The organism is Vibrio sp. R12-SG2-ISO1 (assembly GCF_059834045.1).
This window is the reverse complement of record NZ_JCBDGO010000001.1, coordinates 422,557-436,818: the sequence shown is the minus strand read 5'-3', so window position 1 is coordinate 436,818 and position 14,262 is coordinate 422,557. Positions and strand designations below refer to the sequence as shown.

General features: G+C 43.5%; 13 protein-coding genes. 7 read left to right on the top strand and 6 right to left on the bottom strand.

The window, feature by feature from the left end:
* Positions 1 to 107 precede the first annotated feature (107 nt).
* Entirely contained in the window at positions 108 to 356 is a 249-nt protein-coding gene (locus AC6R10_RS01935) for a YkgJ family cysteine cluster protein (protein WP_500625797.1), read from the bottom strand.
* Positions 357 to 486: 130 nt separating this feature from the next.
* On the opposite strand from AC6R10_RS01935, the gene AC6R10_RS01930 reads away from it, so the two are divergent.
* The 7 genes from AC6R10_RS01930 to AC6R10_RS01900 all read left to right on the top strand — a co-directional run bounded on the left by AC6R10_RS01930 (position 487) and on the right by AC6R10_RS01900 (position 9,103).
* Entirely contained in the window at positions 487 to 939 is a 453-nt protein-coding gene (locus AC6R10_RS01930; RefSeq protein WP_500628087.1) for a YcgN family cysteine cluster protein, read from the top strand.
* Positions 940 to 993: 54 nt separating this feature from the next.
* Positions 994 to 2,589 carry a site-specific integrase gene (locus AC6R10_RS01925; protein ID WP_500628086.1) on the top strand — a complete coding sequence of 532 codons (1,596 nt, stop codon included), beginning with the start codon at positions 994 to 996 and terminating at the stop codon, positions 2,587 to 2,589.
* Positions 2,586 to 4,448, top strand: a complete 1,863-nt coding sequence (locus AC6R10_RS01920) for a hypothetical protein (RefSeq protein ID WP_500628085.1) — start codon at positions 2,586 to 2,588, stop codon at positions 4,446 to 4,448. Before AC6R10_RS01925 ends, AC6R10_RS01920 begins: the two co-directional genes overlap by 4 nt.
* Positions 4,449 to 4,451: 3 nt before the next feature.
* Positions 4,452 to 6,434, top strand: coding sequence for a hypothetical protein (locus AC6R10_RS01915; RefSeq protein ID WP_500628084.1), 1,983 nt, complete (start codon positions 4,452 to 4,454; stop codon positions 6,432 to 6,434).
* A complete protein-coding gene (locus AC6R10_RS01910) occupies positions 6,431 to 6,889 on the top strand; it encodes a hypothetical protein (RefSeq protein WP_500628083.1) in 459 nt (152 codons plus the stop codon). Before AC6R10_RS01915 ends, AC6R10_RS01910 begins: the two co-directional genes overlap by 4 nt.
* A gap of 905 nt (positions 6,890 to 7,794) precedes the next feature.
* Positions 7,795 to 8,142: a hypothetical protein gene (locus AC6R10_RS01905; protein WP_500629107.1), complete on the top strand. Its 348-nt coding sequence runs from the start codon at positions 7,795 to 7,797 to the stop codon at positions 8,140 to 8,142.
* A 496-nt stretch (positions 8,143 to 8,638) separates the two neighbouring features.
* Complete coding sequence (locus AC6R10_RS01900; protein ID WP_500629106.1) at positions 8,639 to 9,103, top strand: NYN domain-containing protein; 465 nt, start codon at positions 8,639 to 8,641, stop codon at positions 9,101 to 9,103.
* 71 nt (positions 9,104 to 9,174) lie between these two features.
* Here AC6R10_RS01900 and AC6R10_RS01895 read toward each other — a convergent pair whose 3' ends face one another.
* From AC6R10_RS01895 to AC6R10_RS01875, 5 genes are read right to left on the bottom strand one after another with little or no spacing between them, the layout of a single operon-like run.
* Complete coding sequence (locus AC6R10_RS01895) at positions 9,175 to 9,690, bottom strand: GNAT family N-acetyltransferase (RefSeq protein WP_500629105.1); 516 nt, start codon at positions 9,688 to 9,690, stop codon at positions 9,175 to 9,177.
* A complete protein-coding gene (locus AC6R10_RS01890) occupies positions 9,677 to 10,651 on the bottom strand; it encodes a hypothetical protein (protein ID WP_500671300.1) in 975 nt (324 codons plus the stop codon). Before AC6R10_RS01890 ends, AC6R10_RS01895 begins: the two co-directional genes overlap by 14 nt.
* Complete coding sequence (locus AC6R10_RS01885; protein ID WP_500629103.1) at positions 10,635 to 11,222, bottom strand: hypothetical protein; 588 nt, start codon at positions 11,220 to 11,222, stop codon at positions 10,635 to 10,637. Before AC6R10_RS01885 ends, AC6R10_RS01890 begins: the two co-directional genes overlap by 17 nt.
* The gene (locus tag AC6R10_RS01880; protein ID WP_500629102.1) at positions 11,212 to 13,017 is read right to left on the bottom strand and encodes an MFS transporter; all 1,806 of its coding nucleotides are present in this window, start codon (positions 13,015 to 13,017) and stop codon (positions 11,212 to 11,214) included. The genes AC6R10_RS01885 and AC6R10_RS01880 overlap by 11 nt, the downstream gene beginning before the upstream one ends.
* Complete coding sequence (locus AC6R10_RS01875) at positions 13,010 to 14,254, bottom strand: radical SAM protein (RefSeq protein ID WP_500629101.1); 1,245 nt, start codon at positions 14,252 to 14,254, stop codon at positions 13,010 to 13,012. The genes AC6R10_RS01880 and AC6R10_RS01875 overlap by 8 nt, the downstream gene beginning before the upstream one ends.
* Positions 14,255 to 14,262 lie beyond the last annotated feature (8 nt).

Sequence of the window (14,262 nt, the reverse complement as noted above, 5' to 3'; positions counted from 1 at the left end):
CACCCAGAAGTAATATCAATATGGCCGCATCTGCGGCCATGTTTTTATCTGTCACCCATGACAGAGCGTGGTGCTTGGTTTGCTTTTGTTACCTCAGACGCCAAGTGTTATGTCAGACGCTCAAGCTCGGTGATATTGGTCATCGCTTGCTGGTTGGTCGCCCCGCACACTACAGGACACGGCTTGAAATCTGCGCACACTTTGGGACGCTCTGGTAAGCCAAACAGCTTGCAGAGATTGTCTTCATTGAGCTGAATGCAACGAACACCGGCAGGTTTGCCATTTGGCATCCCCGGAATCGGTGATGAGATACTGGGCGCAATACAGCAAGCCCCGCAACCGAGTCGACAATCCATCCTGATACCCCTGAGTAAAATTGAGGCGCGATAGTAGCAAAAATCATCAAGACGATCAGTACAAGATCTTGAAGTTTTTGCCGCTAGACGGTATAAATCGCCCCTTCTTTAACTAATCCAAGATGAGTCTATGAGCGCACCCTTTTGGCAAACAAAAACGTTAGAGCAGATGACGGAGCAAGAGTGGGAATCTCTGTGCGATGGCTGCGGCAAGTGCTGCCTGCACAAACTCATGGATGAAGATACGGATGAAATCTACTACACCAATGTGGCGTGTAGCTTACTCAACACGAAAACCTGTTCGTGCAGCGATTATGAACATCGCTTTGAGTCTCATGAAGAGTGCACCAAGCTGACTCGTGATGACATCGATGATTTCACCTGGTTACCGCACACCTGTGCCTACCGTTTAATGGCAGAAGGCCAGCCACTGCCCGAATGGCACCCGCTGCGCACTGGCTCTAAGTCAGCGATGCACGCCGCCGGCGAAAGCGTCAGAAATAAAGTGGTGTACGAAATCGACGTGATCAATTGGGAAGACCACATACAAAACTTACCTGATAGACTAAAACCTCACAAATAACTTTTAAAGTTGAGAATGCTATGTATGCATTATGTACATAGCATGAGGTTTAGTATGTTAGATTTTGATAAAAATAAGAAAAAGGTAATACGAAAAGAAGTAGAGATTTCAACTATCCCTAACTTCGTTTACAAGAAACCATTGGTATCCATTGATGATAATGGCGAGCCTCAGGTTACCTATCGTACTAATGGCAACAAGATCCCCATTAAGAAACTTCCCTTACTCCATATTGTTGGGTATGACGACAAAGATAACCTAATCAGCTACCAGCCATTAGATATGGTCAATGAGTTCTTATTGTCGAAAGCAATCGATGATGGTGTTCTTGAACTTGGCACCGATGCGCAGGGGGTTGCGCATTACTTTAGTTTTGTATTGGACAAACAAGCCGAGTGGGATGCTGAATACGATGAAGAAGACTTTGATCCTCTCTATGATGACCCTCGTCCAGAATGGAGTACATTTCCTCGCAACAAGCAAGAACGATTAACCTACCAGTATCGCGATGGTATAAAACAGCTCGCTATTGATGGTGTGTTGGCTAAAACTACCGTTAGGCAATATATGAGCAGTGTCGTTGGTTTCTATAAGCACTGCCTTCTACAAGGTATCCGCTTCAATAATCCTCCCTTCCAATTTGAGATAGTTAATATCCATTTCGAGGAGTCTGCATCAAGTATGAAAGCTTACCAACGTAAGCAGATTCACACGACGGATATGCGGATTAAGTTTTCCAAGTCATCTCGGAGTAGCGGCACAAGCCTCAGCAATCTGCGCCGTGATCTAAAGCCGTTTACCAATAATGAATGGAACATCCTGCAAAACATATTAATGAAGTCCCGCAAGGTGGTTCGTCATGGTGACAATAATAAACTACACTCATTGCCTATTGAGTTTTGCCTCCACCCACTGATTTGCCGTAATACTGGATTGCGTAGAGAAGAAGCAGCGAGCCTTCACTTAGGACAGATAGTTAACCCCGAAACCATGATTCAGGATGGCAAAGAGGTGTTTAAAAAACCTGTGATGGATTTGGGTGTCGGTGATAAGTACCAATCATTTACAAAGACGGCTGAGGGCTTCGCAGAGAAGAATAAAAGCCGCGTTACCATTATCCCCGCCGCATTGATGAAGATGCTTTACGATTACTCGCAGTCGGACAGGTATCAAAAGCGCCTCAAGAAATTCAAAGCATGGTGCAATGAGCAGGTTGAGGAAGGTAATACGCATTTCTTTGAGGGTGATGATGCCATTAACCCTGAACTGGAATACCTGTTTATTACCCAGTCTGGGAAGCCGATGTTTACACGGCTACAAGACTTTACTGGGCGCTGGGTGGAAATTCGTAACACTGCAAACCTAACCCAAGGTCTCGATAAACCGATTGTTGGCTCTATACATAATTTACGCTCAACGTTTGCCGTAAATATCCTCCGTCACCTTTTAAATAAAAAGGATGATTATGGCAACCCGTCAATCACACCCGATGAGGCATTGGATAGGGTGTCAGCGCTGCTTGGACATGAAGATCGGGCGACTACCATGGAGTACCTGAAAATTGCACAGGATATGCCCTCTGCCGATGAAATCTACGAAGACGTACTGGACTATATTGGCGCGTTTGATGATTTAGAGGGGGCATTATGAATCAAGGGCGAAAGCGCACCAGAATTACGATAGAGAAGACCATCGCACCCCTCATTCCATTACGCTTTGAGGATATGGTTTTACTCAGCGGCAACGGATATAAAGATTACACTCATCGCTTACGCTATCTTAATGTCCCGACAGTGGAACAAATAAAGTTAGGGAATGTGGAGTTAGCAAATCGGGATGATATCGTCAGAGACATTCACCAAAGGCTCAAATCCTTACCTGAAAACAGATCAAAGAAGACATATTTTAGTGGGCTTGTTAGCTACTTTCGATACCTTGACGGTGTTGGTTATCGCGGTGATCTTTTTAGTATTACAGCCATGATTGACTGTATTAAGCACTTCAATAAATTACGCGAAAAAGGTGAACGGGTAACGGTAGGGGAGCAGATTCAAAAGTCTTTATCAGTGTTATTAAGGCTGTGGAATCGGGAGTCTGACCTTAAGATGCTGCCAGAAGTTGCGGCGAAACCTATTGCAGCGTCCAAAGCGTTCCATATTGAAACAGAGCTGAAACCATTGTCAAAGGTATTGGTTAAAAGTGCTGTGGTCTTTCAGGAAGCGATTGAGAAAAATGAGTTGCTAGAGATTCACCCGTTCTTTGATGAAGAGCGGTTTAATGAGCAAGCAAGACGCAATGGCTGGACACCACTTCAAATTGGCACTAAAAGGCATGGCTTTAAGAAATGCATGAAACCTCAAGCTGGAACAATAAAGAGTAGCCCGCTTCAACTTGAGCAGCTTAATCGTCAGGTATTTTATAATCAGGCATCACGCAATTGGTTTTTCGTGTTCTCAATGCTGACAGGCATGAATACATCGGTGCTTGCTAACGTGCAGCATAAGGACGTTTTATTTAAAAGTATTGGCAGTGGACGGTTTGTTTTTGATGGTGAGAAGTTCAGGGCTGGTTATAAGGATTTAGATAATAGCGCTGGCTTTAGCTTGCGAACCAAAGAACTGATCACCCGATGGCTTAAAACATCGAAGGTGATTTACCAATCACTGGGTATCCAGCTGTCAAATGAGCTGCCGCTATGCCCTTTCTTTAGTGCCAGCGGTGAGGTTTGGACATTCAATACCCATGGCTCAAATATTGGCTACATCAATACTCAGCTTGAAAAGATAACGGGCTTAACGGTTACTGCAAGTCGATTCAGAGCAACAAAATCTGATGTATTGATGCGAGTCACTGAAGATATCTTCCTTGTATCACAGGGGCTGAATAATTCCGTGAATGTTGTCGCCAAACGGTACTCGAGTGGTGTTCAGGCAGATCATGATAATAACCTCAATGCCACGTTTGGCGCGTTAAGCGCGGTTGCCAAAGGCGAAGAGATTGGCAAAGCCATCGAAGGCTCCAAGGTAATGCACAGCGATATTTTGTCTGATTATGATTATAAGAAATTGCGTCATCGTGAAAGCAAAGAGCAGCCATTAATGACCACGCCCACTGGCATCAAATGCGCAGGTGCAACACCAGAGAAGCTTGTTGCAGAAGCAAGGCGCATGAAGCAGTTGGGGATTGATTTTTCCAAAGATACGGGTCGTTGCACGGATTTTCTTGCCTGCTTTGATTGTGACAGCCATAAATTGGTGGCGTCAGAAAATGATATCTGGTTGATGCTGTCATTTTTAGAACAAATCGAAGACCTCAAAGAGATGGTGGCGAGTCATTCCGCACCGAAGGATGAGTATTTTGTGGTGGAGGGGATGTTGAAAAAAGTCCTTCTCAGGCTGAAACAAAAAGCACCAAAAAACTACGCTCAAGCAAAACAAAAGGTGGATGATGGCGATTACCATTCGCTTTACCAAGACCGAGCCAGCGCCAGCCAATTTTTTAAGGGGTAATTTATGTCTGAAAAGCTTATACCGCTTCGCCAAGAACTCGCTGAAAACCCTTATGTGGCGTTTGACTCTGACGGAGAAGGAGTGTCACGCGTCTTTGATGTAGAGTGGGATTTTCACGCCCTGAACCAGAATTTTAAAACATTGTCTTTTGGGCATATTGATGAGAAGTACCGCCACGATATTCAGTCTTGCCTTTATGCACTGATTCAATATCAAAAGGAAACCTCAAACTCTAACTCCCATGTGGCTGTTAGCTCGTTGAAAAGGTATAGGAATACATTAAAAGCCATCGCCACACGTTGGGGTAAAAGTGACTTCAGTTTACTTTCGAGCGAGCGAGAGTGGAAAAAGTGCACTAAAGCATTACATGGTGTTGGCGGAGAAGGCTCGTGCAGCCACATTGCGTCTATGATTAATGCACTGAATAAAGCGGGCCTTGTAACGCGTTATGTCCACAAACGAGAATATAGCCAGTGGGTTAAACCTGATGCTGGTAAAGGTCAGGCAATTGCGTTTCCGGAAACGATTCATGTCAGTATTTTAAAGACCGTTGTTGAGTTTGTTGAAACCTATCACCCCTATCGCCATCAGATTTCAGCAGCGATGGAAAAGCTTTACACCTATCAGGATGAAATGTTCAACGCTGAGCTTAAAGCGCTTGGTGTTAGTGCCCTTAATGAGAGGCAAATGCATACATTCAACCTTAGAATATCTCGCAGAACAAGTAAGTGGCCTGAACGAAAAGCCATTCCTAATTTTTCGTTTTACAGACGTGGAGATTGGTTATGCACATTGCTCAGGATGTGTTTTATCTGCGTCGGTTTGTTCTCCGCAGCCCGAAAGGAAGAGCTACTCTCCATGAACAAAGAGAGCTATGACGATACATTAGCTGCTGTACCCAAGGTCTCAGGGTTTTCGACAAAGGGAAATAAGGGCGAAAAGATTTATACGACGTGGAATACTGCACCTATTGCAAAACTGGCGCTGGAGCTAGCTTTTGATGCTACGCAAGCCGCAAGGAAATATCAGTTAGAGCGACTGGATGACGGCTATCAAAATGGTCAGCTAACGCAAGACCAATACAATGCAAAGAAACAAGACCTTGAGAGTGCCTTTATATCTTCTAACATCCCTTATGACAGTGAAGCGCTCATAAATAAAAAATCGTTCAAGCCCAGGATTGAGAGTGCTGATGATGCATTGAATATGAAAGAGTTCAACATTACTGCGACCGCAGAAGACGTTGACGAATTCGACCTGTTAAATCCAGAGCGAGCAGGAAGTTTAATGGTTGGAGGCGGTTTACCTAAGCTTAGTCCTCATGATTTACGGCGGAGTTTTGTGGTCTTTATGGTGAAAAACCGACTGGGCAACGCACTCACAGTAAAATACCAGCTTAAGCACCGCAATATTAATATGTCCAACTGGTATGCGAATTATTCCGAACTTGCGCGCACCAACCACTTGCTGATGGATACAGCGTTAATGAGTGAATTTAATGAAGCTATTGAAAGCTGTGCGGTGGACGCATGGGATGAGATTTACAATGTATCCGACACCTTGAGTGGTGCAGAAGGCGAGCGCATAGCCCAGAATAAAGCCGAGCGGCTAGCACAGGGGGAAGAAATAGTGATGTCCCGAAGTGAATTGTTCTCTTTGGTAAGGTCAGGTGACAAATCCATTGTGTTGCTTCCTACAGGGGGGTACTGCACCAACCGTAATTGTGAGCGCCTTTGCTCCCTGATGGATATTGTTGAAGCTCCCTGCAAGCATAAGATAATCACTGACAAAGCGGCTAAAAGGCTATCGAGGGAGCGGGATAACCTCATTGCTTCATTCAGGTCGATAAATGACATGGGCGATTATGCCAATGAATTAATTCTGGATGCCAGAAAGAAGAAAATTCAATCTATTGAACCAACGTTGGTCAAACACAGCATTCCTTTTGATAGCTTCAATGATGATATTAAGGCGGTATGGTTATGAAAGTTGAGTATAAGGGAACCTGCAAGGCAGAAGGGTTACTGGTCAATGCATTTCAGCGCTTATTAGATGGCAAGCCACTTCATGTTAAGGCTACGGGCAAGCTCACGTTAAACCGAATCAATAATGAAGCGCAGCTAGGTAATAGCTACGTCCATAAGTTCAAAGATTTCGTGGCCTACGCCAAACCTGTTATCGATGAATATAACCTCAATCGCGATAAGGCCATGGCAACAGGTTTAGATATTGAGCTAGATGTCCCTTTATCTGAGTTTGATAGGCTAAAACACCAATTAAAAAAAGCCAATGAGTTGAAAGACAAGTACAGGATTCAACGAGATAATGCAATTAAAGCCAGAAAGCTGTTAGAGACTGAGAATGCCAGGCTCCGTTTTAGGGTGTTTGACCTACAACAAGAATTATTAGATGAAAATTCAGTTGTGACTCCAATCAAGTAACACGCTCTCACGCTCAAAGTGTAATGGGGCTAGCATCGTGATAACTCGTTTCTGCCCCAAAACGTTTTTGGTGCGTGCAATTATTTAAAATAATGAGGAACGGATTTACCTACAAATATTCATCTGTTGTAGGTGTCTAGAGAATCGGCGGCTATTCATCTCGAGAGTTTATGCTTTCTGAGAAAGAAATGAAGAAGAAGCATGAAGAACTCAAGGGAAAACTGGAACTTGAAGAAGATATAGAGTCAGCCAGTGAAGGTGAGAGTGAGGATCTTTAGTGGTAGAAACTTCTCAGATTAAGCCATCTGATCTGATTGATATGCCATTTGTTTGTTAGCATTCAGGTTGATATAATGTTATTTACTCGCTGCAATACCCGCTGTGCGATAAGTATTAATGCGATAGGGCTGCACATTTCAACTCCACAAAGTAGGGCGTTTACCATGGAGTAAACAAACTTGAGTAGAGCAATGTTATGTGGTTGCACAGTCTGCTGAGGGTTCTGCAACAACCCTCACAATCCTGCGTTTGAGCTGCAAACTCACTCGTAGGCGTCATGGCCAGTGACGTTAAACTTTGGGATAGCTTCCCAAGTCGGCTTGGGAGTTGATTAAGGGAAACGTTATGTTTTCGATTACGACTTCTACATTTAAACTGGTGATTGATGTTGCTGCCATTTTACGTGGCGTGGCATGTTTACTAGTAGTACTCATTTGATAGATGAGTACGGGGATGGGGTGGCAACACCCCTTAACTCCTACACAGATTAGAGCAATTTTCGAAGGCTGTTATGCCCCTTTATAATTTAGTTCTGCTTCCAATAGCAGCTTGCGTTTATCGTCATTGCCTAAATTTCTGTAATGCGATAAACCTAAACATACCACTGATTTAGTACGAGTGACTGTATGCGAGTAAAGATTGAAAAAAATGAACATGGTGAACATTACTTTGTAATACCTGATGAGTTGCAAAAAGAACTCTCTTGGAATGAAGGAGATGCTATCCAGTGGATTGATAACGGAGATGGTAGTTGGACTTTAAAAAAGTTGAGTAGGCTTGAGGCTTTAAAAGCAAAAGCATTTGAAAACCCTGACGTGAAAGAAGAATATGATCGAATTTGCACTTCTTTAAATGTGGATCAGCAATCTTTCGACGCATTCAATGAGGTATTGGATGCTCCTCCCAAAGAAAATGAATGCATAAAAGACTTACTAGAACGAAAGTCCCCTTGGGATGATGCCGAAGAGAAATAGCTGTTGTACCGGTGATGAACAAGCGATCTCTTTCCAGGGATTTTCTGGCAAAAATGTAACAACTAAACTGTTCGTTCTTAGTTCTCGTCTATCAACTGCCTAGAAATCCTCGGTAGGTCAGTTGTTGCAAAAAATGCACTAACTTAAAAATGCCCCTTTATTGTTTAGAGTTGTTACTCATAACATTTCTGAGCCCCCACATTTGAATAAATATTGCTAATGCCTATATAGTGCAACTAACTACATAGAGGAGGGTTGCGCACGGGTGATGGGCAATAGAAAATCGCTGTATTAATTGATCCAGAAAACACTCCATCCTCAAAGCTAAAACTGGTTATTGAAGAGCTATCTAGTTTGGGCAGATAATCGTTAAACGTGCACATGGCGACTTTTCTGCTGAACAACTAAAAAACGGGAAGCAGCCTTTGAGTGAGTTGGCGATTCAAGCCAAACAGCAATTCGCCTACACATCTGGAAAAAATCGGTAGACTCTTTAATGATTATTGACGCAATGGATCTCTTGTACAGCCAAAGGTTTGATGCTTTTACTTTGATATCCAGTGATAGTGACTTTACAAGTCTTGCCAGCAGATTCAGAGAGTCGGAGATACACGTCATCGGTGTTGGAAAGGCGATGACTCCGACTTCGTTTAAAAATGCTTGTGACGACTTTGTCGTTATAGAGAACTTAAACGCAGACGTTGAACTTGAAGGCGTGCAATCAAGCTCTAATCAAGACGCAGAATGCAAATTATGGCGATTAATGCATCACGCTTGGCAGAAGTATAGAGATGAATCGGGTTGGGCAAAACTAGGTGAAATTGGCAAGTATTTAAAGAGATTGAAGCCAGATTTTGCCCCTCGAAACTACAGATTGAAGACGTTATCTGACTTTTTTGATAAGTATCGACACACTATAGAACACGCAACAGCAAACGTTCTGGTATGGAGTTTCAGTTGATAACAAAGGCTAGCAGACAAAATGATGTGCTGTTTTCGCTGATAGTTTAAACGAGTTTCGTTTCCTACCAATTAGGTGGACAGGTGATAAATTAGGAGATCTTGCTCCACCCCGTCTTGAATGCAATAACTTGGACTAACCTTTTTAAGCTGACCACCACACTTTTTCGCAATGTGTTGAGAAGCTACGTTGCCTTGAAGACAATGTATTTCCAATGTTCGTATGCCATGTTCCTGTTTGAGTTGTGCTTTGGCTTGCTCTATACAAATACAGGTAATATTATGCCCTTGGGCTTCACGAGTTAACCAGTACGCCACTTCACTTGAAGAGCGGTGCTCATCAATGGTTCGTATACCAAACACGCCAGCGATTTTATCATCAACCCATATCGTAAACCATCGGGCCACATTTTCTGGGAACCCAGCACGTTGCTGAATGTAGCGAGTCATGGTATCGACGTCCTTGACTTCATCGACCCAATACAAATAGCGAGAAAGATATTCTCGCTCTTGCTGGACTACCTCAAACATGGCCTGCGCGTGCCCTACACTTAATGGGGTTAAGGTGAACTTATCATGATTTATCATATTTTGCCTCCAACTGAGAGATGGGAAGAGAAAACTTTGCGATCTCTGGAGCTCTGCTAAGATAATCAATGGCCTCTGTCGTAAGCATCACTCTCCCCTCTTCCACTTGGTAAATTGCGATGTGCTCTAGTGGGTGCGACTCGAAAAATGATTGTAATGAGTAGTTAGACACACGAATTGGCATATAGTCATTGAGTAAAGCGCTCAACTGTACATCAAACGGGCCCGACATATTGGTCCCGATTAAACCAAACAATTGCTCCCGATTGTCACTACAGTGACGCAAAGCTGAGTAGTTATTGCGAAAAGCTTTGAACACAAATCCACTGAAACCATGTTTCATCAATTCAGGATAGGAGAGTTGTGGCAACGATTCATCGGCAATGAACATATGAGACTTAGCGTGTCCCACGTTCATATCATAATTCTCGTTTAGAGGCTGTTCTAGAGCAAAATAATCAACATCTTCGAGCAACTTCAACGTCGAGGCGAAGTCCGTGTGTTGGATTGACGCGTTGAAATCGAGAATAAACTTCGCTTTACCTCGGTGAAAGTTCAGAAATTCTTTCAGATGATTCAAATGATGAGGACTGGTTTTCAATTTGACGTAGTCCGCGCCAGGTTTCCAATCACCATTCTGAGTAATCCCCACCGTTTGATAGGTGCTCGATGTTTGACTGGGTGTGAGATCAAAAGCACGATAGTGTAGATTTGCAAAGTAGCTGATCGCGTTTTGGATATGCGGAGAGTCGACACAAGTGTACTCATTGAATCGTAACTTTAGACTAGCTAGCGACTCACCGGCGCTTGGTGATAGCGGAAATTCCATTGCAAATCGAAGTTGGTCATTGACGGCAAACGCGATTAAGATTTCCGGCTTTGCAGAAATAGTCCCTGAAGCAGTGTGAATGGCGTATGGTATAGGATGTTCACGCACCAACAATTTAAGCGATATAGCCATACACAACCTCATATCCCATGGCGGTAATCTGAGCCTTGCTCTGCTCCATTTTCTCAGTCCCTGCTTTATCGATAGAATTGAGCATATAAAAGTCGGGGGCCCATCTTGCTAATATGGGCAGGATGGAAGCAAGCCTGAAACCCTGAGACAATGACACAGTGAAAGAATAGTTTATGTCCAGTGACTGAAGATGAGCAACATTGTCTTCCCAAGTACGTTGGAACCTGACACTATGCGAATTACGTTCGCTTAACAAGACATCCGTGCCAACAGAAAATCCCGAGAAATACGGTATATGTCTCAATCTCTCAACAAAGGGAGGCAGTGGTACATGACCACCGGTGGCAATACGAAAGATTTTCTTGTTCTCGACACATAGACGAATTAGCGGTAGTAGCTCTCGAGAAGTCAGCTCAAGTGGTTCTCCTCCTGACAACAAGATGATATCTTCGTGGGCGTGCGCGATCTCTTCTGTAGCTTTAGTACGAAGTATTGAGCGCTCTTGCCCATGTGGGCAATGAACACACTCAGCATGACATCCCTGATTGACAATGACGGTTTTAAGGCTCATGGGAACTACTTAAGGCAAAGCTAGTGGTTAGTTTTCGGTAGGACTGGACCAAGTCAGCCAAGTACCCACCTTCGTAATCGTCAGTTAAAAAATCAGCAAGTTGTTCACTTTTTTGACGAAGAAAACCTGTCACCCAATCATGCGCGTCTTTTTCGGTTACCTCGAAGGCTTCGACGATAAATGCGACACGCTCTTGATTGGTGAGATCCAGTGTTGGGCTGGTTATTAAGGTCAATGCGTCAAAGAGCGGATCACCTAAACTTGCCAGATCCCAGTCCACGACGTAAATGCGACCTTCACTGACGAGAATGTTGTCGGGGTGCAAATCTCCGTGGATCACAACCTCGTTATGAGGAATGCTCTTCCTGTCATTAAAGCACTGAGAGAACGCATTAATGACGACCCGTTGCTGGTCACGATGTAAACTCGACAGCAACTCTCCGCTGATGTATTCCCACTCTACTTGGTTGTCTTTAACCGACAAGAGTTTTGGAGAAGGGTAGCCGCGCTTGTCACTTTGTAGGAATAGTGGATTGATATCGTCTGCTCTCGGATATTGCTGAATGTAAGACCATTTTGAATAGAAACGTTTCACAAAGTGCTTTTTCTGAGACATTGAGCGAACTTCTCGTTGTTCTGAGATTGTTTCATTGTGACGTCGGACTACCCAAGCTCCCAACACGAAAACCCCGAGACTTAGCGCCGATAGGATGAGGTTTACCTCTGAGAAATTGGAAAAGCCCCAAGAGTAGAGCGCACTCAGTAGTAAGCCCATGATGGCAGACAGCATAGCGGCGATCGACATTGCCGTGGAGAAGGACTGCCTGTTTTTCAGTGCAGTCATTAGGTTCGCGCTGATAATAGGCCGGTACACAGATTTGAACCCACACAATACGACATAACCCACAAATACGACCACGACATCATCGACGGACATCAACGCAAACGCAAGACACGACACTAACCCCAACAACACGAAATTAGTGTCTAATAGCCATCGATTCATTAGATATTTACGATACACGTCTGAAGCATACGCCGACGCTACATTCCCCAAAACAAAAAACAGACCAATCACTACCGTGGGGTTGAATGTTAATAATTGCTCAAAATGAACTTGTACTGTTCGTGTGTTTATTGCTACCAGAAAAGCGCAAACAGCCCCCATAAGCGCAATGGATAAAAAATAAATATTATATACGTCAGTCGTAGATGATTTAATTAATTCAATGCTGGACTCCTTTCTTTTGAGATTATTTATTTTCATATTTGGAAGGCTAGCCAACGCAATGAAAGAAATCACAAATGAAAATAGTTGAAAATAAAATGGCCATTCGGGCTGGATGTTATATAGCACACCGCCAATTAAAATCATAGGTATGGTGGCTTTATAAAATAAGGAGTTCAGTTCAAATTTATAGCGCTCGATTTCATTACGTTCAATTATGGCACACAGTAGCTTGTCTTCCGCACCAGAAAATAGAGACGAAGATAGTGAGATAAACAGCATGTAGAAAAAGTAGGACTCAACTCCTCCTAATCCGAGGATTGAGACAAAGGCCAAAATAAACGACACGAGGCCCAGCTTAAGGATATTCTTATTACTCCATTTGTCGGATAAGACGCCAAACGGGACCTCGAGAATAAAAGGGAGAACACCAAACAAACCTGCGATGTAGACTATATCGGACACCTCCATGCCCTTTTCATTGACCAAAAATATAGAAAAAATGGGTACCACCCAAGCAGTGGACTTACCAATATAAAACAAACGGTATAACAAATGATTACTCACAAAACACCTTTCCTCGACAATCGCTGCATCTGTTACTATCCTTCAAAGCTTGAATGGGGGCTTTCGCCGACCAATTAACCTCATCCAATTGGTAGATGTTACCGAAGGGTTCAGAGTAGAAACAGTTCTTTAACGCACCGTCATAGTCAACCAATAAGGAGATCAAAGGAAAATTGCACGGCTCAGAAGAGGTCACCCGACTTCGAGTGTTGTGCGTGTAAAATTCAAGGCAATCCACAAATTTTTCAACATTCCAATCGATTTTACCTTGGTCATGCATGGAGCGAATTTTCTTAGTAACTGGCGAATTAGGATCGTTGAGCACCCCGAATAATTTGGAACATTCTTCTCGACTAGGGAGCAAGTGATCTTTTAGTTGACTCGCTACCTCAATAGTTATGGTGTCGCGGGAAAAGCTTGTGGAATCAGTGTCAAGCGGGCTAAATCCTACATAATCAATCGGGCTACTATCGATGAAGGTCAAATAGTCCATCAAGTTGTTCGTCACGACACTAGTCAAGGTCGTACGGATTCCGATGTTTTGCTCAGGGTTTAGTGTCTTTAATTGCTTAATGTTAGCCCATACTCGATCAAACTTATTAGTGCCTCGAATGCGCTTGTATGATGGAGCATCGATACCATCCATAGAGATAATGATCTCATTGATTCCAAACTTAGCCAACCAATCGAATTTGTGGAGCAAAATGCCGTTAGTGTTTAGCTCTATCTTCAAGCCATGTTGTTTAGCTGCTGACAATACCGACTTGAGTTGCGGGTGAAGTAGTGGTTCACCACCAGAAATCATGACCGAGCTAGCGCCTTTTTTAGCCAACATTCGAAAGGTTTCAGACAACACATCCACGTCGTGAAAATGGCGCTTGGCCTTCCAGCAATCGCAGATCATGCATGGGCTATTACAGTTTTGAATGATATGAACGATGGCGGTCGTCGGGGACCAATATTGTTCAAAGTCGAGTTCGTTGAACGTTGCCGACGTAAGATTGCTTTTGTTGAGGGTAAACCCTTTCTCAGCTAAGTCTGCCATCAGCGCGTGAAAATCCGTTTGGATAACCTCTATAGCTACCTCGCACTCCTTCGCCACATCATCAAGGGAGCGACCTTCGATGACAACCTCTTTAATTAAATAGGTGGCCGTGGTATTTAGTTCTGTTGTCGCTATTTTTTTTAGGCAAGTTAAGGTACGTTTTTCATCGTTAAGAAGATACTGTTTTTTCATGCTAAAAA

Bases quoted from the DNA above. Each gene is read 5' to 3' on its own strand.
- AC6R10_RS01935 (WP_500625797.1), bottom strand. From the start codon at position 356: ATGGATTGTCGACTCGGTTGCGGGGCTTGCTGTATTGCGCCCAGTATC.
- AC6R10_RS01930 (WP_500628087.1), top strand. From the start codon at position 487: ATGAGCGCACCCTTTTGGCAAACAAAAACGTTAGAGCAGATGACGGAG.
- AC6R10_RS01925 (WP_500628086.1), top strand. From the start codon at position 994: ATGTTAGATTTTGATAAAAATAAGAAAAAGGTAATACGAAAAGAAGTA.
- AC6R10_RS01920 (WP_500628085.1), top strand. From the start codon at position 2,586: ATGAATCAAGGGCGAAAGCGCACCAGAATTACGATAGAGAAGACCATC.
- AC6R10_RS01915 (WP_500628084.1), top strand. From the start codon at position 4,452: ATGTCTGAAAAGCTTATACCGCTTCGCCAAGAACTCGCTGAAAACCCT.
- AC6R10_RS01910 (WP_500628083.1), top strand. From the start codon at position 6,431: ATGAAAGTTGAGTATAAGGGAACCTGCAAGGCAGAAGGGTTACTGGTC.
- AC6R10_RS01905 (WP_500629107.1), top strand. From the start codon at position 7,795: ATGCGAGTAAAGATTGAAAAAAATGAACATGGTGAACATTACTTTGTA.
- AC6R10_RS01900 (WP_500629106.1), top strand. From the start codon at position 8,639: ATGATTATTGACGCAATGGATCTCTTGTACAGCCAAAGGTTTGATGCT.
- AC6R10_RS01895 (WP_500629105.1), bottom strand. From the start codon at position 9,690: ATGATAAATCATGATAAGTTCACCTTAACCCCATTAAGTGTAGGGCAC.
- AC6R10_RS01890 (WP_500671300.1), bottom strand. From the start codon at position 10,651: ATGGCTATATCGCTTAAATTGTTGGTGCGTGAACATCCTATACCATAC.
- AC6R10_RS01885 (WP_500629103.1), bottom strand. From the start codon at position 11,222: ATGAGCCTTAAAACCGTCATTGTCAATCAGGGATGTCATGCTGAGTGT.
- AC6R10_RS01875 (WP_500629101.1), bottom strand. From the start codon at position 14,254: ATGAAAAAACAGTATCTTCTTAACGATGAAAAACGTACCTTAACTTGC.